Annotated in this window: 13 protein-coding genes; 5 read left to right on the top strand and 8 right to left on the bottom strand. The window is 59.2% G+C overall.

Features of this window, described 5'->3' with window-relative positions:
• Positions 1–45 precede the first annotated feature (45 nt).
• The 7 genes from LRS40_RS13675 to LRS40_RS13645 form a co-directional block, all read right to left on the bottom strand.
• Positions 46–1395, bottom strand: coding sequence for a TolC family outer membrane protein (locus tag LRS40_RS13675; RefSeq protein WP_231311817.1), 1350 nt, complete (start codon positions 1393–1395; stop codon positions 46–48).
• A 181-nt stretch (positions 1396–1576) separates the two neighbouring features.
• On the bottom strand, positions 1577–3121 hold the full coding sequence (locus LRS40_RS13670; RefSeq protein WP_231311816.1) for a hypothetical protein: 1545 nt from the start codon (positions 3119–3121) through the stop codon (positions 1577–1579).
• A complete protein-coding gene (locus tag LRS40_RS13665) occupies positions 3040–10635 on the bottom strand; it encodes a hypothetical protein (protein WP_231311815.1) in 7596 nt (2531 codons plus the stop codon). The genes LRS40_RS13670 and LRS40_RS13665 overlap by 82 nt, the downstream gene beginning before the upstream one ends.
• Positions 10636–11409: 774 nt before the next feature.
• Positions 11410–11751 carry a tryptophan synthase subunit beta gene (locus LRS40_RS13660; RefSeq protein ID WP_231311814.1) on the bottom strand — a complete coding sequence of 114 codons (342 nt, stop codon included), beginning with the start codon at positions 11749–11751 and terminating at the stop codon, positions 11410–11412.
• 26 nt (positions 11752–11777) lie between these two features.
• On the bottom strand, positions 11778–13724 hold the full coding sequence (gene lapD / locus LRS40_RS13655; RefSeq protein ID WP_231311813.1) for a cyclic di-GMP receptor LapD: 1947 nt from the start codon (positions 13722–13724) through the stop codon (positions 11778–11780).
• 9 nt (positions 13725–13733) lie between these two features.
• Positions 13734–14429, bottom strand: coding sequence for a cysteine protease LapG (lapG, locus tag LRS40_RS13650; protein ID WP_156264307.1), 696 nt, complete (start codon positions 14427–14429; stop codon positions 13734–13736).
• 9 nt (positions 14430–14438) lie between these two features.
• On the bottom strand, positions 14439–16100 hold the full coding sequence (locus LRS40_RS13645; protein ID WP_231311812.1) for a Mur ligase: 1662 nt from the start codon (positions 16098–16100) through the stop codon (positions 14439–14441).
• A 114-nt stretch (positions 16101–16214) separates the two neighbouring features.
• On the opposite strand from LRS40_RS13645, the gene LRS40_RS13640 reads away from it, so the two are divergent.
• The 5 genes from LRS40_RS13640 to ypdK all read left to right on the top strand — a co-directional run bounded on the left by LRS40_RS13640 (position 16215) and on the right by ypdK (position 20773).
• Entirely contained in the window at positions 16215–17108 is an 894-nt protein-coding gene (locus LRS40_RS13640) for a S9 family peptidase (RefSeq protein WP_231311811.1), read from the top strand.
• A 267-nt stretch (positions 17109–17375) separates the two neighbouring features.
• Positions 17376–17729, top strand: a complete 354-nt coding sequence (locus LRS40_RS13635; RefSeq protein WP_142486617.1) for a hypothetical protein — start codon at positions 17376–17378, stop codon at positions 17727–17729.
• Complete coding sequence (locus tag LRS40_RS13630; protein WP_231311810.1) at positions 17726–19171, top strand: hypothetical protein; 1446 nt, start codon at positions 17726–17728, stop codon at positions 19169–19171. Before LRS40_RS13635 ends, LRS40_RS13630 begins: the two co-directional genes overlap by 4 nt.
• A gap of 249 nt (positions 19172–19420) precedes the next feature.
• Positions 19421–20341 (top strand): kdo(2)-lipid IV(A) palmitoleoyltransferase, encoded by a 921-nt coding sequence (gene lpxP, locus LRS40_RS13625; protein WP_142486619.1) that lies wholly within the window; start codon positions 19421–19423, stop codon positions 20339–20341.
• A gap of 351 nt (positions 20342–20692) precedes the next feature.
• The gene (gene ypdK, locus LRS40_RS24775) at positions 20693–20773 is read left to right on the top strand and encodes a membrane protein YpdK (RefSeq protein ID WP_098946261.1); all 81 of its coding nucleotides are present in this window, start codon (positions 20693–20695) and stop codon (positions 20771–20773) included.
• A 56-nt stretch (positions 20774–20829) separates the two neighbouring features.
• Here the strand turns inward: ypdK and alaC are convergent, their stop codons facing one another.
• Positions 20830–22071, bottom strand: a complete 1242-nt coding sequence (gene alaC, locus LRS40_RS13620) for an alanine transaminase (RefSeq protein WP_142486620.1) — start codon at positions 22069–22071, stop codon at positions 20830–20832.
• Between the last annotated feature and the right edge of the window lie 206 nt (positions 22072–22277).

Below are 22277 nucleotides of genomic sequence, written 5' to 3'. Positions count from 1 at the left end.
CCGGTCGTTGTGTCGGCAATAACCCCGTCAGCCTTTAAGGGCGGCTTATTTTAATTCAGGCAGCTCCGTCTGTGAACGCTGTGCCTGATCGAGCGGTTGCGCTGCCGACGGCGCCTGAATATTCAGGCTCTTAAGCAGTTCGCCGGTTCGGGCGTTGATGCGGTAGGTGGTAAACATGTCCACAAACTGCAGCTCGACGTAACGGCGCTGGGCGCTGAACACTTCGTTTTCGCTGTCCAGCATATCGAGCAAGGTACGGTCGCCCAGGCTGAACTGCTCCTGATAGGCGCTCCGCACCTTCACGCTGCGATCGGCATAGTCTTTGGCGATAGGCACCTGTTGCCTGGCGTTTTTCAGGGCGTTCCAGGCCAGACGCAGCTCTTCGTTCAGCTGACGCTGGGCGTTATTTTTCACATCCTGCGCCTCTTTCATTTTGTAGGCGTAAGAGGTGAGCGTGGCCTGGTCGCTGCCGCCGTTGTACAGGTTGTAGCGCATACGCAGCATCGCCTGCCACTCCTGGCTGTGCCCGCGGGTGCCATCGATGTTGTTATCCATGGTACGTCCGACTTCAACGTTCACATCCGGGTAGAAGCGCGATTTTGCCGCCTCGTACTGCTGGCGGGTCGCTTCCACATCGGCATCGGCCTGCTTCAGCAGCGGGTTATTTTCCAGCATCACCGAACGCGCGGCGTCCAGCGAGGCAGGAACCACGATTTTAGTGGGCATCACCAGCGTATCAGGCTCTTTGCCGGTAATGCTCTGGTAGTTGGCCCGGGAGTCTTCGAGGTTAGTTTGCTCGGTCAGCAGGTTGTTGCGCGCCTGCGCCAGGCGTGCTTCCGCTTGATCGAAGTCTGCCTGACGGCCCACGCCCTGCTCGGTACGCAGGCGGATCTGATCGAACACCCGCTCGTGATTCTTCAGGTTATCTTCTGCCAGCGCCACCATCTGCTGGCGCATCAGGACATCGAGATAGCTCTGGATCGCCTGCAGGGCGGTAGATTCGCTGGTATTCAGCACCGTCCAGGCACGCGAGTTGACCGTCGCTTTCTGGCGGCCCACTTCGCTGGTGGTCGCAAATCCATTGAATACGTTCTGTCGCAGGTTGATGGCGGACTCGCTGCGGCGCAAATCACGCAGATGATCCCCTGCCGCACGGGTGCTGGCGTTATCGGTTTGCTCCCAGCCGGTACCGGCCGTGAGATCCAGCGTCGGCAGATAACCGCCTTTGGCGGCGCGGAGATCCTGATCTGCGGAATAGCGGCTGTTGACCGACGCGTTAACTTCCGGGTGCCATAACAGGCTATCTTTTACGGCCTGCTCCAGGGTAGTGGCCTGGCTCTGCGTGGCGCTCAACACCAGCGCCGCACCCATCACAATCTGACTATACTGTTTCATCTTGCTGTTTTTCCTTCATATCCCTTGATTGTTGGTCAATACCCACCAGAGAAAATCCCATTAGACCGAGGGAAAAAATGCATCCTGCGAGTTTATGATCGGACGGGATCCCTCGTCTGACCTGAATTCATCTCATTTTTGTTGCCGCGCAGAGCCCAACTGCACCCTGCGCGGCGGCGGATCAGACGTGCTCTTCCGGTTTCGCGATCAGATTATCCAGCATCGCGTCGTTACCGGCATCGTAACCGTCCGCTCCGGCTATCTCACCGCCTTCAGCGGGAACATGTTCGACCTCCGCCGGTCCCTCTGCCGCATCGCTCTGCGGACCGGCCTGAATCAGATTGCTGAGATCGTTATGCTCCTCGTCGTGGATGAGATCGCTGAAGTTCAGCTGTTCCTCCTGACCCGGGCTGGCGCTTTGCAGCGTGGCGAGGGACTCGCTCTGCGCATCGCCCAACAACGCATCACTGGCATGATCGGCCGATGCCGTCGGCGTCTCGCTGTGCTCTGCGTTCGTGGTGTTGAGCATCAGATTGTCGTCATCGATTAACGAGGCGGCGCGATCGTCAGCATCCAGGCTGCTGGTGTGCGTCTGCTTATCGCTCTCCTCACCGTTATGATCGGAATGACTCTCCTCAACGCTGTGGCTGGCCATCAGAGAACGATCGTCGTCAACAGCGTCATCGGCATGCTCTTCCCCACCGTGGCTTTCGCTGACGAAGGTTCCGCCCTCTTTGCCGTCAACCGTGAATTCGGTTTCGTGCTGTTCGACAGCGGTAGAGTCCACTTCCAGCGTGACCTTACCAAAATCGCTGCTACCGGCCGGAAGTTCGACGCTGACCTGGCCAGTATAGTGCGAGGTATCGTTATCAAAAGTCAGGATGTAGACCTTGCTGTCCGCATCGTAAGTGACGCTGGTGTGGTTACCCGTAAAGGTCGCACCTTCAGGAATGCCTTCCAGCGTGATGCTCTTCAGGTGGTCGGTGCTGTCTGAGCTTTCGAGATTCACGTCGAGGTTCAGGGTAGCCGTTGTGGTAACGGTGGTACTGCCCCCGTGCGAAGAGGATGGCCCGTCACCAAAAATAACGCCCTCAATGCCGTTGGCGTTCTGGAACGGCGACTTCCCGGTCTCATTATCAACCACATGCAGGTTATCTATGTCGTTGTTTTTGCCGTTCTGTGGATGATCGACCCCGGTGACGGTGTAGTCAGCCTCATTACCCTGAACAAAGATATAGTCCTTACCTACGCTGCTCTGCGGTAAGCCCTGGTTGCCGGTAATGCCGTTGAGCGGCCGGAAGTCATAGCGATCCTGCGGCCAGTCGCTCTGCTGGTAGTAGCCACCCGTATGGTCACCGACCACAAAGATATCGGTATGGGTCTTATCACCGTTATTGGCGTTGGCGTTACCCTGGCTGTTGTAGTAGTGGATCTGATCCGCGCTGTCAGCCTTCGGCACGAAGTCGCCCTGCACCTTGCCGTCCGGGCTATCCGGGGTCAGCCAGACGTGCACATTACTGCCGATCGCCACGATCACGCCGTTCTGAATATCGTAACCGTTCGGATCGCCGCTGCCGCCGTTAATGTGGATGATCTTGTCATCTGACGTCTCGGTCGTTTTACTGCCTGGCGTGACGGTAACGGTCAGTTTGATGTCGGAATCTGCATCTGCATCTGCGTCGGCATCGGCGTCAGCGTCTGCGTCTGCATCAGCATCCGCATCCACATCTGCGTCGGCGTCCGTATCTGCATCCGCATCCGCATCGGCGTCGGCGTCCGCATCAGAATCCGCATCGGCATCGGCATCGGCATCAGTATCCGCGTCTGCATCAGCATCGGCATCAGCATCGGCGTCGGCGTCGGCGTCCGCATCAGAATCCGCATCGGCATCGGCATCGGCATCGGCATCGGCGTCAGAGTCTGCATCGGCATCCGCGTCAGAATCAGCATCGGCATCGGCATCTGCGTCGGCGTCGGCGTCGGCGTCAGAATCGGCATCGGCATCGGCATCGGCATCGGCATCAGCGTCTGCATCCGCGTCAGAGTCTGCGTCCGCATCGGCGTCAGAATCTGCGTCCGCATCAGCATCCGCATCCGCATCTGCATCTGCATCAGCATCAGAATCGGAATCTGCATCCGCATCGGCGTCGGCGTCCGCATCAGAATCCGCGTCAGAATCTGCATCCGCATCAGCGTCAGCGTCAGAATCTGCATCAGCATCAGCATCAGCATCCGCGTCAGCGTCAGCGTCAGCATCAGCATCAGCATCAGCATCAGCATCAGCATCAGCATCAGCATCGGCATCGGCATCTGCATCTGCATCCGAATCCGCGTCGGCGTCGGCGTCCGCATCGGCATCGGCATCAGCATCGGCATCGGCATCAGCATCGGCATCGGCGTCCGCATCGGCATCGGAGTCCGCATCGGCATCTGCATCGGAATCTGCATCTGCATCAGCATCCGCATCGGAGTCCGCATCGGCATCTGCATCGGAATCTGCATCTGCATCAGCATCCGCATCGGAGTCCGCATCGGCATCAGCGTCAGAATCGGCATCTGCGTCTGCATCGGCGTCCGCGTCGGCATCCGCATCCGCATCCGCATCCGCATCGGCGTCGGAATCTGCATCGGCGTCGGCGTCAGCGTCAGCGTCAGCGTCAGCGTCAGAATCTGCATCTGCATCTGCATCAGCATCTGCATCGGCATCCGCGTCAGCGTCGGCATCGGCATCAGCATCAGCATCTGCATCCGCATCCGCATCGGCGTCCGCATCGGCATCGGCATCCGCATCCGCATCCGCATCAGCGTCAGAATCTGCATCCGCATCAGCGTCAGCGTCAGAATCTGCATCGGCGTCGGCGTCCGCATCCGCATCAGCGTCAGAATCGGCATCCGCATCCGCATCCGCATCCGCATCAGCGTCAGAATCTGCATCTGCATCAGCGTCCGCATCCGAATCGGCATCGGCGTCCGCATCCGCATCGGAATCCGCATCAGCGTCAGCGTCAGAATCGGAATCTGCATCCGCATCCGCATCTGCATCAGCATCAGCATCAGCATCCGCATCAGCGTCAGCATCGGCGTCAGAATCTGCATCTGCATCTGCATCTGCATCCGCGTCAGAGTCTGCGTCGGCATCTGCGTCAGCGTCCGCATCCGCGTCGGCGTCTGCGTCCGCGTCCGCATCGGCATCAGCGTCTGCATCGGCATCCGCATCAGCGTCAGAGTCTGCATCCGCATCGGCGTCTGCATCCGCGTCAGAGTCTGCGTCGGCATCCGCGTCGGCGTCGGCGTCCGCATCAGCATCGGCATCCGCGTCGGCGTCCGCATCAGCATCGGCATCCGCGTCAGCGTCCGCATCGGCATCGGCATCCGCGTCAGAGTCTGCATCTGCGTCGGCATCGGAATCCGCATCAGCATCAGAGTCCGCATCCGCATCGGCATCGGCATCGGCATCAGAGTCCGCATCCGCATCCGCATCGGCATCAGCATCAGCATCAGCATCAGCATCAGAGTCCGCATCGGCATCGGCATCGGCGTCGGCGTCAGAATCAGCATCGGCATCAGCGTCGGCATCCGCATCCGCATCAGCGTCAGCATCCGCGTCAGAGTCTGCGTCCGCATCGGCGTCAGAATCTGCGTCCGCATCAGCATCCGCGTCGGCGTCTGCGTCCGCATCGGCATCCGCGTCGGCATCAGCGTCCGCATCCGCATCGGCATCAGCGTCCGCATCAGCGTCCGCATCAGCGTCAGAATCGGCATCCGCATCCGCATCCGCATCTGCATCAGCATCAGCATCGGCGTCGGCATCGGCATCAGCATCGGCATCGACGTCCGCATCGGCATCGGAGTCCGCATCGGCATCTGCATCGGAATCTGCATCTGCATCAGCATCCGCATCGGAGTCCGCATCGGCATCTGCATCGGAATCTGCATCTGCATCAGCATCCGCATCGGAGTCCGCATCGGCATCAGCGTCAGAATCGGCATCTGCGTCTGCATCGGCGTCCGCGTCGGCATCCGCATCCGCATCCGCATCCGCATCGGCGTCGGAATCTGCATCGGCGTCGGCGTCAGCGTCAGCGTCAGCGTCAGCGTCAGCGTCAGAATCTGCATCTGCATCTGCATCAGCATCTGCATCGGCATCCGCGTCAGCGTCAGAATCGGAATCTGCATCCGCATCCGCATCCGCATCCGCATCGGCGTCGGCATCAGAATCGGCATCGGCATCAGCGTCAGCGTCAGCGTCAGCGTCTGCATCCGCATCAGCGTCAGCATCCGCGTCAGAGTCTGCGTCCGCATCGGCGTCAGAATCTGCGTCCGCATCAGCATCCGCGTCGGCGTCTGCGTCCGCATCGGAATCGGCATCAGAATCCGCATCAGCATCAGCATCAGCATCCGCATCGGCATCTGCGTCAGCGTCCGCATCGGCATCCGCGTCGGCATCAGCGTCCGCATCCGCATCGGCATCAGCGTCCGCATCAGCGTCCGCATCAGCGTCAGAATCGGCATCCGCATCCGCATCCGCATCTGCATCAGCATCAGCATCGGCGTCGGCGTCAGAATCAGCATCGGCATCAGCGTCGGCATCCGAATCGGCATCAGCGTCCGCATCGGCATCGGCATCCGAATCCGCGTCGGCGTCCGCATCGGCGTCCGCATCGGCATCGGCATCTGCGTCAGCGTCCGCATCGGCATCAGCGTCCGCATCAGCATCGGCGTCGGCGTCGGCGTCAGAATCAGCATCGGCATCAGCGTCCGCATCCGCATCCGCGTCGGCGTCCGCATCGGAATCGGCATCTGCATCTGCATCTGCATCCGCGTCGGCGTCGGCGTCCGCATCGGCATCGGCATCAGCATCGGCATCGGCATCAGCATCGGCATCGGCGTCCGCATCGGCATCGGAGTCCGCATCGGCATCTGCATCGGAATCTGCATCTGCATCAGCATCCGCATCGGAGTCCGCATCGGCATCTGCATCGGAATCTGCATCTGCATCAGCATCCGCATCGGAGTCCGCATCGGCATCAGCGTCAGAATCGGCATCTGCGTCTGCATCGGCGTCCGCGTCGGCATCCGCATCCGCATCCGCATCGGCGTCGGAATCTGCATCGGCGTCGGCGTCAGCGTCAGCGTCAGCGTCAGCGTCAGAATCTGCATCTGCATCAGCATCTGCATCTGCATCAGCATCTGCATCGGCATCCGCGTCAGCGTCGGCATCGGCATCAGCATCAGCATCTGCATCCGCATCGGCGTCCGCATCGGCATCGGCATCCGCATCCGCATCCGCATCAGCGTCAGAATCTGCATCCGCATCAGCGTCAGCGTCAGAATCTGCATCGGCGTCGGCGTCCGCATCCGCATCCGCATCAGCGTCAGAATCGGCATCCGCATCCGCATCCGCGTCAGCGTCAGAATCGGAATCTGCATCCGCATCGGCGTCGGCGTCCGCATCAGCATCAGCGTCTGCATCAGCATCCGCATCAGCGTCAGAATCTGCATCTGCATCAGCGTCCGCATCCGAATCGGCATCGGCGTCCGCATCCGCATCGGAATCCGCATCAGCGTCAGCATCGGCGTCAGAATCTGCATCTGCATCTGCATCTGCATCCGCGTCAGAGTCTGCGTCGGCATCTGCGTCAGCGTCCGCATCCGCGTCGGCGTCTGCGTCCGCGTCCGCATCGGCATCAGCGTCTGCATCGGCATCCGCATCAGCGTCAGAGTCTGCATCCGCATCGGCGTCTGCATCCGCGTCAGAGTCTGCGTCGGCATCCGCGTCGGCGTCCGCATCAGCATCGGCATCCGCGTCGGCGTCCGCATCAGCATCGGCATCCGCGTCAGCGTCCGCATCGGCATCGGCATCCGCGTCAGAGTCTGCATCTGCGTCGGCATCGGAATCCGCATCAGCATCAGAGTCCGCATCCGCATCGGCATCGGCATCGGCATCAGAGTCCGCATCCGCATCCGCATCGGCATCAGCATCAGCATCAGAGTCCGCATCCGCATCCGCATCGGCATCGGCATCGGCATCGGCATCGGCATCGGCGTCGGCGTCGGCGTCGGCGTCAGAATCAGCATCGGCATCAGCGTCGGCATCCGCATCCGCGTCAGCGTCAGAATCGGAATCTGCATCCGCATCCGCATCCGCATCCGCATCCGCATCGGCATCAGCATCGGCGTCGGCATCAGAATCGGCATCGGCATCAGCGTCAGCGTCAGCGTCTGCATCCGCATCAGCGTCAGCATCCGCGTCAGAGTCTGCGTCCGCATCGGCGTCAGAATCTGCGTCCGCATCAGCATCCGCGTCGGCGTCTGCGTCCGCATCGGAATCGGCATCAGAATCCGCATCAGCATCAGCATCCGCATCGGCATCTGCGTCAGCGTCCGCATCGGCATCCGCGTCGGCATCAGCGTCCGCATCCGCATCAGCGTCCGCATCAGCGTCCGCATCAGCGTCAGAATCGGCATCCGCATCCGCATCTGCATCAGCATCGGCATCGGCGTCGGCGTCAGAATCAGCATCGGCATCAGCGTCGGCATCCGCATCGGCGTCCGCATCCGAATCGGCATCAGCGTCCGCATCGGCATCGGCATCCGAATCCGCGTCGGCGTCCGCATCGGCGTCCGCATCGGCATCGGCATCTGCGTCAGCGTCCGCATCGGCATCAGCGTCCGCATCAGCATCGGCGTCGGCGTCAGAATCAGCATCGGCATCAGCGTCCGCATCCGCATCCGCGTCGGCATCGGCATCGGCATCGGCATCGGCATCGGCATCGGCATCGGCATCGGCATCGGCATCTGCGTCTGCATCTGCATCTGCGTCGGCGTCAGCATCCGCGTCGGCATCCGCGTCTGCATCTGCATCGGCGTCTGCGTCCGCATCGGCATCCGCGTCGGCATCGGCATCAGCATCCGCGTCGGCGTCGGCATCTGCGTCAGCGTCCGCATCGGCGTCCGCATCCGCATCGGCATCCGCGTCGGCGTCCGCGTCGGCATCAGCGTCCGCATCGGCATCTGCATCTGCATCTGCATCCGCGTCAGAGTCTGCGTCGGCATCGGCATCGGAATCGGCGTCAGCGTCTGCATCGGCGTCAGCGTCTGCATCGGCGTCCGCATCGGAATCCGCATCGGCATCGGCATCGGCGTCTGCATCCGCATCCGCATCAGCATCAGCATCAGCATCAGCATCAGCATCAGCATCAGAATCGGAATCTGCATCCGCATCTGCATCGGCGTCGGCGTCAGCGTCAGAATCGGAATCTGCATCCGCATCGGCGTCCGCATCAGAATCCGCATCGGAGTCCGCATCGGCATCTGCATCCGAATCCGCGTCGGCGTCGGCATCAGCGTCCGCATCGGCATCAGCGTCCGCATCGGCATCCGCATCAGAATCGGCATCGGCATCCGCGTCGGCATCTGCATCGGAATCTGCATCTGCATCTGCATCCGCATCGGCATCTGCGTCTGCATCAGCGTCGGCGTCGGCGTCAGAATCTGCATCCGCATCTGCATCTGCATCTGCGTCAGAATCTGCATCGGCGTCCGCATCTGCGTCTGCATCAGCGTCCGCATCGGCATCCGCATCAGAATCTGCATCAGCGTCAGCATCGGCGTCAGAATCTGCATCTGCGTCGGCATCCGCATCAGAATCCGCGTCTGCGTCGGCATCCGCATCAGAATCCGCGTCTGCATCTGCATCAGCGTCAGCATCGGCGTCAGAATCTGCATCTGCATCTGCGTCTGCATCAGCGTCCGCATCGGCATCCGCATCAGAATCCGCGTCTGCATCTGCATCCGCGTCAGAGTCTGCGTCGGCATCGGCGTCCGCATCCGCGTCGGAATCTGCATCCGCATCCGCATCCGCGTCGGCATCTGCGTCAGCGTCCGCATCAGCATCGGCATCTGCGTCAGCGTCAGAATCCGCATCGGCATCGGCATCAGCGTCTGCATCCGCGTCGGCATCGGCATCTGCATCAGCGTCAGAATCTGCATCTGCATCTGCATCAGCGTCGGCATCCGCATCAGAATCGGCGTCCGCATCCGCATCAGCATCAGAATCCGCATCAGCATCAGCGTCGGCATCAGCATCCGCATCCGCATCAGCGTCAGAATCGGAATCCGCATCAGCATCAGCATCTGCATCCGCATCAGCATCGGCATCGGCATCTGCATCCGCGTCGGCGTCGGCGTCAGAATCTGCATCCGCATCAGCGTCAGAATCGGCATCTGCGTCGGCATCGGCATCAGAATCCGCATCCGCGTCAGAATCCGCGTCAGCGTCAGCGTCAGAATCCGCATCGGAGTCCGCATCAGCATCCGCATCTGCATCAGCATCGGCATCTGCGTCGGCGTCGGCGTCCGCATCGGCGTCCGCATCGGCATCGGCGTCCGCATCAGCATCAGCATCAGCATCAGCATCAGCATCAGCATCAGCATCAGAATCGGAATCGGCATCGGCATCGGCATCTGCGTCGGCGTCGGCATCGGCATCCGCATCCGCATCAGCGTCAGAATCGGAATCTGCATCCGCATCGGCGTCCGCATCAGAATCCGCATCGGAGTCCGCATCAGCATCAGCATCGGCATCTGCATCCGAATCCGCGTCCGCATCGGCATCGGCGTCGGCGTCCGCATCGGCATCGGCATCAGAATCAGCATCAGCATCAGCATCAGCATCAGCATCGGAATCAGCGTCGGCGTCAGAGTCTGCATCCGCATCCGCATCTGCATCTGCATCTGCATCAGCGTCAGAATCGGCATCTGCGTCAGCATCCGCGTCAGAGTCGGCATCGGCGTCCGCATCAGAATCCGCATCAGCGTCAGCGTCAGAATCGGAATCTGCGTCGGCATCCGCATCCGCATCCGCATCGGCATCCGCATCCGCGTCGGCATCTGCATCAGCATCAGCATCAGCATCAGCATCAGCATCAGCATCAGCGTCGGCATCTGCATCTGCATCAGCGTCGGCATCTGCATCAGCGTCCGCATCGGCATCGGCATCGGAATCAGCGTCGGCGTCGGCGTCGGCGTCAGAGTCTGCATCTGCATCTGCATCCGCATCTGCATCCGAATCCGAATCCGCATCAGCGTCGGCGTCCGCATCTGCATCCGAATCAGCATCTGCATCTGCATCGGAATCAGCATCTGCATCAGCGTCGGCGTCCGCATCCGCGTCGGCGTCTGCGTCCGCATCGGAATCCGCATCAGCGTCCGCATCCGCGTCAGAATCCGCATCAGCATCCGAATCGTCAGTATCGAGCAGCGTTAATTCTTCCGGGGGCTCATCATCAGGAAAATCAAGGCCGATCGTCGGGTAACCTGCATTAGGGTCGACAATCTCAGCGGTTAAATCGAGCACGACGTGGGTATGCGACCCTCCGCCGCTGCCGCCTGGCTCACCCCCAGAATCACCGGGCTGAGGACCTGCGGCCGGCGCCTCCAGGGTTTGCGTCGGGTCCTGCCCGTCGGCAATGGCCTGCTGAATAGCTGCAACGTCCTGCTGCTGGGCCGCTGTGGCGTCGGTGGCCACATGCCCTGCGCTGTCCCAGTGGCTGTCACGGCCCAGATCTAACTGTTTGCCGTTTGCCAGCGATAAGGTAATCGCACCAGTTGCTCCCGTCTGGACTTGTTCCCCGTCGAGGACCCTGTCACCTTCCGTCAGCAACCGCGTGCTGCCATCAGGACTGACTGCGAATACCTGCCCTATTACTGCTTTGACGATCCCGGATACGCCGCTCATATATTTATCCCTCAATCCTTTTCACGCCCAATTCATCCATTGCTCAGGCTTAGAATGCTAAAAGAGAATTAAATCTGTATTAGTAATTTGCTGTGCAACTCTGACTACGATACGCCTTTCAGCAACAAATTTATTGATGCAGGCCCGAGTCAGGGCCTTATATTAATAGATGACATGAATGAAAAGAAATTTTAAAAGGTATGCCTATCAAAACAGGGAGCCAGGCCATCGCCCCCTGGTCATTGTTGATTAATCCCTTCACGTAACGATAGGGATTAAATAAGCCCTTCATCATCCTCTGCGATTAACCCTTCCAGACCGCTCAGCGAGCGGCGCGCCTGCGCACGGCTGGTGAGTTTCGCCTGCGCAGCTGGCGGCAGATCGGTAATGGTGATCACGCCTTTGCTCATCAGCACCTCGATCAAGTCTTCAAGCACGCGCACCATTTCAAGGTCGCTCTGCCGCAGTTGATACAGCGTGGCTTCGCGGATCTCTCGCTGACGCATCCACTCGTCAATCTCGGGTGTGCACAGGTCATGCTTTTCCGTCATCGTGGAAAAAGGGGTCAGCTCCACCCGAATAATTCGTCTTTCCGTATCGCGTTCTACGTAATACATTTTCAGCCTCCGTTCAGCCTGTGAGGTTAATTTCCGCCCAGCGTACTGGCGTCAGCGAAATAGCGACCCATCGCGCCATGAAGGCCAATTTTTTCCAGAATCGTCAGTTCACCAGCTGTTTCCACACGTTCGGCAATAAGCGGCAGGTTAATCTGGCGTGTTGCCCAGTAAATTGCCTCAATAAACAGTTTTTTATCGTCCTCGCTGTCTATATCGCGAATATAACTGCCATCAACTTTAATCCAGGCCAGACCCCACTGCGGTAAATTGCCGATAAGGTGGAAACGACCACCAAAATGCTGGATCCCCAGACGACAACCCAATGCCTTCAGACGACTGACCAGCACGTTTACGCGCTCAACATCGGGAAGCTCATTTTCATCCAGCTCAAGAGTCAGCCATGTTGCCAGCTGCGGTGCACCTTTCAGCGGTTGCAGCAGAGCGTTCAGGCTCTGGTCGTCTCCGACGCTGGCGCCGCTGATACTGAGCGCCAGCGGGCGCGGCGATTTTGCCAGCTCTTGCAGGGTCTGTTGCAGCATCACGATGTCCATGCGACGGCTGAGATCGAGACGGTGGATCCACGGCATAAAGCGCCCTGCCGGCACCAGCTCACCCTCACGGGTTTTAATGCGGGCAAGGATCTTATGGTGCAGCACCACATGCGCGTTGTTGCACTCATACACCGGCTGCGAGAACAGCTCAAAGGTGCCATTGGTCAGCACGGTATCCAGGCGAGTGTACCAGCTGTGATGATCCTCTTCGCGCTCTCCGGTCGGTACGGTATCGGAGCTGGCAAAGAAGCGCATCTCGGTTTCCGCTCTCGCCAGCGCCTGGTCCGCCTGCGCCAGCACCGCCTGGGGGGTATCGCCCACGTTAAAAGGAACCAGCGCGAAGTGGGCGACCGGCGTCACGTCGCTCATGCCGGTCTCAGACAGCGCCTTCAGCTGGGTGCTGAGGGTGTTGCTCAGATTGTCGAGATCCTGCCCGAGGATCTGCGGGGCGATAATGGCGAACTCCCCACCGCGCACGCGGGCGACAAAGCCTTCATTGTGAAAATAGTTGCGCTGCAGGCCGGTCAGAATATCCGCCACCGCCACCAGCAGCCGATCGGATTTCGCTCCGCCAAGACGCTGGTTGAGGCCCATCAAATCCTGGACCCGCAGCAGCAGGATGTGGCCGCCGGCGTTCTCTTCATCGCTCAGGCGCGACTGTAGCTGCATATCAAACGCGCGGCGGTTGCTCAGACCGGTCAGGCTGTCATGATAGGCCTCCTGACGCAGGGACTCGGTGCGCCGGGCCTGCTCGCTGAATAACGCTTTAAGCTGGGTCACCATCATGTTGGTGGCCTCAACGACCCGGCGCAGCTCCGGGGTCTTCGGCAGGGCCGGCACATTGAGGAACTCGCGGCGGCAGATGGCCATCGCCTGGTCGACAATATAGTTAAGCGGGCGCAGCCTGCGGCGTAATAGCAGGGTGGCGGCGAGCAGGAACAGCAGGCTACAGCCGGTCAGCCACAAAAAGCTGGCGACAATGCCGTTCCACAGGCGCGCCAGGGCAAACATCGGATGGCTGACCACTTCGACCCGGGCGACCTGGGTCCAGCCGCGCATCACGATGGCATCGCCTTCGCCGGGGCTAAGGTGCACCAGCCGCACGAACCACTGCGGGACGCGGGTATCCTGGGGCACATCGCTGCGCTCGATGATCGGTTTATTGGTCTTAATGTCGATCACGCGAATGCGATAGAAATAGCCGCTGTCGAAGATGGAGTTCACCATCAGCTCGGTCATGGTCGGGTCGTCGATATGGGTGGTCAGCGACAGCCCCAGCGCCGTCGCCGCATCCTGCGCGTGGGCGCTGAGCTGGTTGCGGTACTGCTCCCGTGAGCTTTCCAGGGTCACCACGAAGTTCCCGCAGAAAATGACGAACGTAAATAAACAGATGCCAATCAGTAGCTGTTTATAAAGAGACATGGCCCTATCCTATTCATTAATTACAAATCCTTCTGCACGCATTCGGGTGAGAAGATCCTGCCAGCGGGAGAGCCTTTTGCTGTCGCCCACGCGTTTGTTGCCGCCGGACTGCGGCAGCCAGAGCCCTTCGCCGTTAAACGCGTACACCGGAAGCAGGTCAGTACGCTGGGTGGCCGGCAGGATGGCGGTTTTAAGATTATCCAGAACCAGCGGGATCGCCGTGGGGGTGGAATACCATGTCACCACCATATGCGCCTGATTCAGTTCGAGTGCTTTTACATAGGTAATACGTAACTGGTTCGCAGGAACGCCCATTTCGCGCAGGGTAAAATATTTCGCCAGCGCAAAATCCTCGCAGTCCCCTGCCCCTTTACGGAGAAATTCAATCGGCGTTGCCCAGTAATCCTGCTGCTTCCAGACGACGATATCATCCCGGAAGGCCATTCTGGCGTTAAAAAACTGATTAACCTGCTTTAACTTGTCCTGGATCGTGCCCTGCGCTGGGTTGTTAAGCAAGGCCGCCCACTCATCGATCCGCTGCCGCGCGGCGGGGGTGGCCGGGCCATACAGCCGCTCGGTGCGGGTGCTGATGGCACTGAAATCCCACCCGGCGCCGAGCCCGGGGGAGATAACCAGCAATGCCACCAGCCAGAGCGACAACCAACGTCGACACTGCACTGAGATGAAGGAACGCAGAGGTCGCATGGGAGCGGCTTACTGCTCGCCTGACCGGGCGCGCCAGCGTTGACGATACGCGACATAGCCAGACAGGTAGTGCTCAACATCGTCGATCCGCACCCGGTAGCTATGGTGGCGAATAAAAAAACTGCCGACGATACGTGGCGGGTTTTTAAAGAACATCGCCAGCTCCGGCCAGAAAAAGCCATTAGCCAGGTAGCGGGCGCGGGTCTCCAGCGCCTGATTGAATACCGCCATGTCGAAGCCCGCCAGCAGATGTTTATGCGGGGAGGTTTCAAGCCGCGCGATCATCCGCGATGCGGCCATCATCAGCTCCAGCAGCGTGGGATAGGTGGTAACCCGGTTCTGGACAAAATCGAGGTGGTCGCGCACGTTATCCAGCCCAAACTGGTAATAACGCTCCAGCGGCCGGTACAGCGTCAGTTCGTTCACGCAGTAGCTGAGCCAGTGATCGTGGGCCTGCCAGTGCTTCTGTTCGATAAAGTGATCCATTGCCCGCTCGACCATTGCCAGCCAGCGCGGCGCCTTTGTCAGCCCGTAGAGACGCATCAGCGCGAAAGCCGCTTCACCGTCGTAATAGATAATGCGGTGCGCCGCCTTCAGGGAGAGATCCCGGCCGTTCAGCACATGCACAAACCCACCCGTCTGCGGATCCTGCATAAAGCCAATCCCGTTCGCCAGCCGCGCCATCTGCTCCAGGTAGCGGGGATCGCCGGTCAGCTCGCTGTATTTCGCCATCGCCAGGATGCATACCGCGTTGCCGCCCAGCTTGATCTCATCCCCGGTATCCACCAGGAAATCGGCTTCGCTGCCATCCGGCAGGGTATAAGTGCGAATAAAGCTGGTGCAGAGATCGGCCAGCGCCCGCTCGATGGCCGCGAACTGCGCAGGCTGTCGCGTCACCTCCCAGCCTTCGAGCAGCGCATAGGTTGAGCTGGCGTGGCGCAGGGCGTTATAGGTCGGAATGGCGCGATCGAAGCAGGGGAACCAGCCGTACTGGTAGCGCCCGGAAGAGGTAATCTGGCGCGCCAGATAATCAGTGGCCGAGGCGATCATCGGATCCAGCGCCGTCGCCTGCCAGTCGGGTAGCTGGCGGTAACCGCTGTTACGCCCGATCGACTCGACAGGCAACAGCTGCTCGCCATCGCAGAACAAGGCCCGGGTGGTGAAACGCCAGAGTGCCTGGTCAGGCTGTCCGGGCCAGCTCAGCACCGCCCCAAAACGACGACGGGTAAAATGGGCCAGGTTGTTGGCATTCGGCGTGGCGACGCCGTGATCGCCGTGATAGAGCAGCGCGTTGGCGGCAATTTCCTGTTCCAGCATGGCGTAGCGAAACGCCGGATCGAAGCTCAGGCCATAGCGAAAATAGTTACGTTTGGTTTTGGCTAACTGGGCTTGCAGCGTGTCCCAGCGCAGCGCTTTCACTTTATCGACGAGGTCAACCCGCAGCCAGCGGACGTCAGTTCCGCTCTGCTGTTGCCACTGTTGTAGCGCCCCGGCGCCCTGCTGCCAGGCCTGATCAAAGGTATCGCCATGACCCTGCACAATGTGCGCACGGTTTTGACTGTCGGAAGCACTAAAAAAGATCGCCCAGGAGGGGCAAACGGGCGGTTTAGGCGCAACGTCCAGCAATTCCATCGCCGGGCGGGTCTGCGCAAGTAAGTCACTGAGCGGCATGTTAACTCCTGATAACGCCAGAGGAATCCTGTCAGAAAAATCCTAACCGATGATAACATTATGTGTGATGCGTTGTGTATTCTGTATGTCTATTGTTTCTGCCGGGGAGGTATTGTGAGTCGATGTTCCAGGGTAGGGTTTCTGCTGCTGATAAGCGCTTTCGCTCACGCTGAAGAGCCGCTGCTGTGGAACCAACCGGCCAGCCGACAACACTGCCCCTCCAGCAACGACGCCGCCTGGGTGCAGTACCCGAGCGGCGAGGCCTGCATGCGCTATTTCAGCGCCGGAAATCTGCGTGACGCCCCGCTGGCGCTGGTGGTGTTGAAAGGCGACCGGGTCTCACAGATAAAGCGTTCACCCGACGCCATCCCCGGCAACACTGCCGGTGCCCAGCGCCGACTGGCCCGCACCATGCTGCGCCAGACCGGGCTGCCGACGATTGTTATCGCCCGCCCCGGCACCTACGGCTCCAGCGGCAACCACTACCGTCGTCGTCAGTTGGAAGAGTTTCAGGCGATCGCGGCCGCCCTTGACGCCATCAAAGCCCGCTACGGTATTCAGCGTTTTATCCTCAGCGGTCACAGCGGCGGCTCAACCGCCGCCTCGGCGCTGCTGACCACCGGCCGTCGCGATATCGACTGCGCGGTACTTTCCTCCGGCGCCTGGGGATTGCTTGAGCGGGCGCAGCGTTTACGTCTGCGCCAGGGCAAAGCTCTGACACCGGCACTGGACACCACCGGGCTCCCGCACCCGTGGGATCCGCTCGATCATCTTGACGGGATCGCCGCCGATCCTCTGCGGCTGATCATGGTGATCGGCAGCCCACAGGATCGCAATACGCCGTTCGATCTGCAGGCGCGCTTTGCCGCTGCGCTGCGGGAACATGGCCACCGGGTGGAACTGCTGGAACGCCCCGCCGCCCCGCCGATGTACCACAATCTGCTGGGTAATGCCGCGGTCAACGCCATTCGTCTTTGTCCGCAGCGCGGACATACCCCAAAATCCTGAGGATACAACCCTGCGCCCCCGCCCGTGGTAGTGATAAACGCAGGCTGACCATGAGCTTTTGTCTCATCACCCAGGCTGATGGTCCTGAAATGAATAATAAAAAATCATGAGGAATAAATGTTGGCGTTGAATACATACTGACCATGTCGCCGCCTCACCGAAGCGGCGAAAATGGCGAATTTTCAGGCGATACAACTGCCTGATTTAAAATTCCCGATTACAGTTAAGGAGACATCCCTCCGCTGTGAACAGGGTCAGGACAAACTGATGAGCGTGCCACTGCAAAAAATACCCCGCTGCGGGCTGATGCTGTTAGCGCTACTCCTGGGCGTAAGCGGGTGCTCTTCCCATGAAAATGCCTCCAGCCGGGCACGGCCGGTACAAAAATACTATCGCCCTGGGTACGTTCATCCCCCGGTGATGCCCGTGCAGCGCGTGCAGGAATCGTTCAGCGAAATGCCAGAGGACGAGCCGCCACCCGTGAAAGTGAAAAAACGGCCGCAGATCAAAGCCGCAGACCAACCACAGCCCAGGGCAATGCCGGTGCTGGACAATTCGTTGCCCGAGCAGATCTGGCAACCGGCGATAACCCGTCAGACGAGTCTGGAGCTGAAATCATGACGGAACGCGTCATCGGTGAACTGAGCAGCCGCCCTGAGATCAAACGCCCGACGCTGCCTCTCTGGCAGAACGTCCTGGTAATTATCCTCACCCTCACCTATCTCATCTGCGAGCTGGCATTCAACTCGCGCCTGCTGGATCTGGTAGGAAGTCTCTCCACGCCCGATGAAATCCACAGTATGGAACGCTACGGCCGGGCGTTAACCGCCATCGCCGCGTCCCTGCTGGTACTGCAGCTGGTGCTGGGCGGCAACGCCTGGCTGAAAAAACGTGGCATCGATTTTCCTGCGCTGTATGTGGCAAGCATGGTGTTTTCGCTCTGCCTGCTGGCCGGCGTGGTGACCTGGCAGACGGTGGAACGGGTGATTGAGCATCAGGTTGCGCAAAGCACCGGCGAATTTCGGCATAAGGCGCTGCTGGCGCAGCTCTACCAGCAATCCTTAATTGACGGGCATCAGACGCTGGAGGGGATCCCGCTGGATCCCGACGGCGGGCAGCGGCAGACCTGGACCAGCCCGTCGGGGAAAGCGTTTTTAGCTATGCTGCCGCTTCTGATGAGCTCGGTCAGCCGCTATCACGACCTGCTCGAAAGCGAGGCGGCGCAGAACCTGCGTGACAGCATCAGCGTCCAGGAGGGGGGGCTCCTCGGCTATTACAAAGCCTGGCTGGCGGCGCGCGCGGAAATTTACAGGGACTATCTCGACTACTACGATGTTTCACAGAAAGAGGTGCGTTATCAGGGGGAGATAATCCCTGCCCGTCTCGACTGGGAGGCGTTTTTCATGCTGGAGGTGGTGCAGAAAACGCTGCGTGACAAGCTGTCCCTCCCCCGCCAGAGCAGGATCCTTTCTGAGTACCCCAAAGACGACGCCCTGAAACTGTTTGCGCTTGAGCTACAGGCACCCCATCTTGATTACGCTGTGCAACAGCAGATCCCGCGCCTGCAGGCCGAGCTGGCAAGCTACGGCGCGGGCGGCGCGAATGAAAAGCAGGGAGAGGATGCGGCGCGGGCGGTGATTGTCCCGCCGATTGCGTTAATGTTCTCGCTGCTCGGTGCCCTCACCCATCTGGCAAAACTGCTCTATCTGCTGCTGCTCCCCCTGAGCGCGGCCCTGCTCTATATCACCTCCTGGCGGCCGGTTCGCCTGCTCAATCGCCATCCGCTGACCTTCCCGGTGCTGTTGATTTGCCTGCTGCCGGGCGTGTTTAGCATGATGAATAACAGCATCACGGCCTCTCCGGCTTATCACGCCTTACGTCATGGCTTGCAGGGGGCGGAGGTAGCGATCACCGACGAACCCTCGAGGCTGGGCGGCGGGACACTGTTACGGGTTATTCATGCGGTCAGCATCGGGCAAAGTTACAGCTATCCGTTGAATCACGCCCTGCGCCAGAACCTGCTGATGGGCTTTGATTTTGGCTATGAAACACATGAAAATTAATGTCTTTTTTGGGACAATGAATCGGCCCGTTTTCGACGCCTTTTACTGCTGTTTTTTGAGCACAAAGTAGTGATAGCAGTTAAGATATATTCAGTGCTACATTACGCCGCCCAACGGCAACTCGCATTATCAGACCAGTCGACCTGTACGGTAACAGCCCGGAACCGTTAGTATTAATACGGGTCATAAAAGCAGTACGGCGTATCGCCCGTCTGGCGCTACCTCCACACTCTTCATAAAGGTTGTCTTATCTTGTCTCAATGCAAATTCACACTCACCCTTCTGCATCCCCGTTACTGGTTTACGTGGTTTGGTCTGGGTGTTCTGTGGCTGCTCGTACAACTTCCCTACCCGGTGCTGCTCTGGTTGGGTGCCACCCTCGGTAGTCTCTCGCGTCGTTTTCTGAAACGTCGGGAATCCATTGGCCGCAGAAACCTCGAGCTCTGTTTTCCGGCCTTATCGCCCGAAGAGCGCGAACATCTGATTACTGAAAACTTTAAATCCATCGGCATGGCGTTACTGGAAACGGGGATGGCCTGGTTCTGGCCGGACAAACGGGTACGCAAGTGGTTCGATGTCGAAGGTCTGGAAAATTTACAGCGTGCGCAGGCCAAAAACCGTGGAGTGATGGTGATCGGCGTGCACTTTATGTCGTTGGAACTGGGCGGTCGCGTGATGGGGCTGTGCCAGCCGATGATGGCCACCTATCGGCCGCACAACAGCGCGCTGATGGAGTGGGTACAGACCCGCGGTCGTATGCGTTCTAATAAGGCGATGATCAGCCGTAATAATTTACGCGGACTGGTCAGCGCTCTGAAAAAAGGGGAAGCGGTATGGTTTGCCCCGGACCAGGATTATGGCCGCAATGGCAGCAGCTTCGCCCCGTTCTTTGCGGTGAAAGATGTCGCGACGACTAACGGAACCTTCGTGATTTCACGCCTGTCCAAAGCTACGATGCTGACCGTCACAATGGTGAGAAAAACGGATAATAGCGGTTATCGCCTGTTTATCATGCCGGAACTGGAAAACTATCCGCAGGAAGAGGTTGCTGCCGCAGCCTGGATCAACAAGGTGATCGAGAAAGAGATCATGCGTGCGCCAGAACAGTATCTGTGGGTGCATCGCCGCTTCAAAACTCGTCCCGAGGGCGAGGCGTCCCTCTATCGTTAAGCCTCTGCCGAAGGTTAGTTTCGCCTTGAGACTAACCTTTTCAATCACCTGTAATCACCCCGCTTTATCGTTAGCACGCTATGTTGCTCAAGCGCGATTTATTACCCCACGAAATTAAACTGTCGCCGTTCCACGACACTCGTAAGTCGCGGAAATTATTTAAAAAAATGCCTCTTGTCACCCCTGAAATTTAGGCGTACATTAGCGCCGTCTGGCAGCGGGAAGCGCAGAATTCTGAGCTGGAGTTGACGCCATAACGGGGATAATTCTCATTTCCGTCCTGGCCTGACTTCACCTCTCTATACTCAGTTGGACTCTGTATTTAATGCGTATCACGATATACGCGGAGCGATGAACGTGAAATATTTCTTTATGGGTTTTTCGGTTATTGTGTTCGCCTGGGTCGGCACTTTTGCCCTGATGATGAACTGAGCGAAGAAAATGCAGTTAAAAAAACAGGAGCCACTGGCTCCTGTTTTTTTTGGCGCTTACTGGCCGGCCTGCTCTGGCGAGGTTTTTGTCGCCTGGGGCAACAGCCCGTCGGCACGGAACATGCTCTTGATCCCCCTCACCGCCTGACGAATACGATCGCTATTCTCAATCAGCGCGAAACGCACGTGCGTATCGCCGTACTCGCCAAAGCCCACGCCCGGTGAGACGCAGACCTTCGCGTCCTGCAGCAGTTTCTTGGCGAACTCCAGCGAGCCCATTCCGGCGTAGGCGTCCGGGATTTTTGCCCAGACGTACATCGAGGCTTTCGGCATCTCGACCATCCAGCCCGCCTCATGCAGCCCTTTAACCAGCACATCGCGACGGCGTTTGTACTGGGCGGCGATATCCTTCACGCACTGCTGATCCCCTTCCAGGGCAGCAATGGCCGCCACCTGCAGCGGGGTAAAGGTGCCGTAGTCGTGATAGCTTTTAATGCGCGCCAGAGCGTTCACCAGCGTTTTGTTGCCGACCATAAAGCCGATACGCCAGCCCGCCATGTTGTAGCTTTTCGACAGGGTGAAGAACTCCACCGCCACGTCGCGTGCGCCGGGAACCTGCATAATCGACGGGGCTTTCCAGCCGTCATAGACGATATCGGCGTAGGCCAGGTCATGGACCACCAGCACGTCGTAACGCTTCGCCAGGGCCACTACCTTTTCAAAGAAATCGAGTTCGACACACTGGGCGGTCGGGTTGGAGGGGAAACCGAGGATCATCATCTTCGGCTTCGGATAGCTTTCGCGGATAGCGCGTTCCAGCTCGTTGAAAAAGTCGACGCCTTCCACCAGCGGCACGGAGCGTACCTGCGCGCCGGCAATGACCGCGCCGTAAATGTGGATCGGGTAGCTGGGGTTCGGCACCAGCACCGTGTCGCCATGATCCAGCGTCGCCAGCATCAGGTGCGCCAGCCCCTCTTTCGAGCCGATGGTAACGATGGCTTCGCTCTCGGGATCGATATCAACCTGATAGCGGTCCTGATACCAGCGCGAGATGGCACGGCGTAAACGCGGGATCCCTTTGGAGGTGGAGTAGCCATGCGTATCCGGGCGCTGGGCGACCGTGCAGAGTTTTTCCACGATATGCGGCGGCGTGGCGCCGTCCGGGTTGCCCATACTGAAATCAATAATGTCTTCGCCGCGCCGACGCGCAGCCATTTTCAGTTCAGCGGTAATATTAAACACATACGGGGGGAGACGATCGATACGCGAAAAACGGCGTTCAGGACTGGAATCAGCCATACCTACCTCAGATAACGTTAGCGCCCGGACCGTCCGAGCGACGTCGCCACGATGTGTGGCGTGCTTAGAAAATAACCTGAAAAAAATCGACTTGTCGAGAGGCAAAAATAAAAAAAAACGTAGCGCTAAAACGGGAACACTGCTGCAGCTAAAACAGGAAGTGATAATAAAAAGAGGCATCTCTGATGCCTTTTTCTTAACATTTT

Source organism: Leclercia sp. G3L (assembly GCF_021117075.1).
GTDB lineage: Bacteria > Pseudomonadota > Gammaproteobacteria > Enterobacterales > Enterobacteriaceae > Enterobacter > Enterobacter adecarboxylatus_C.
Note: the sequence above shows the minus strand (reverse complement) of the source record. Positions and strands in the feature narration are given on the sequence as shown.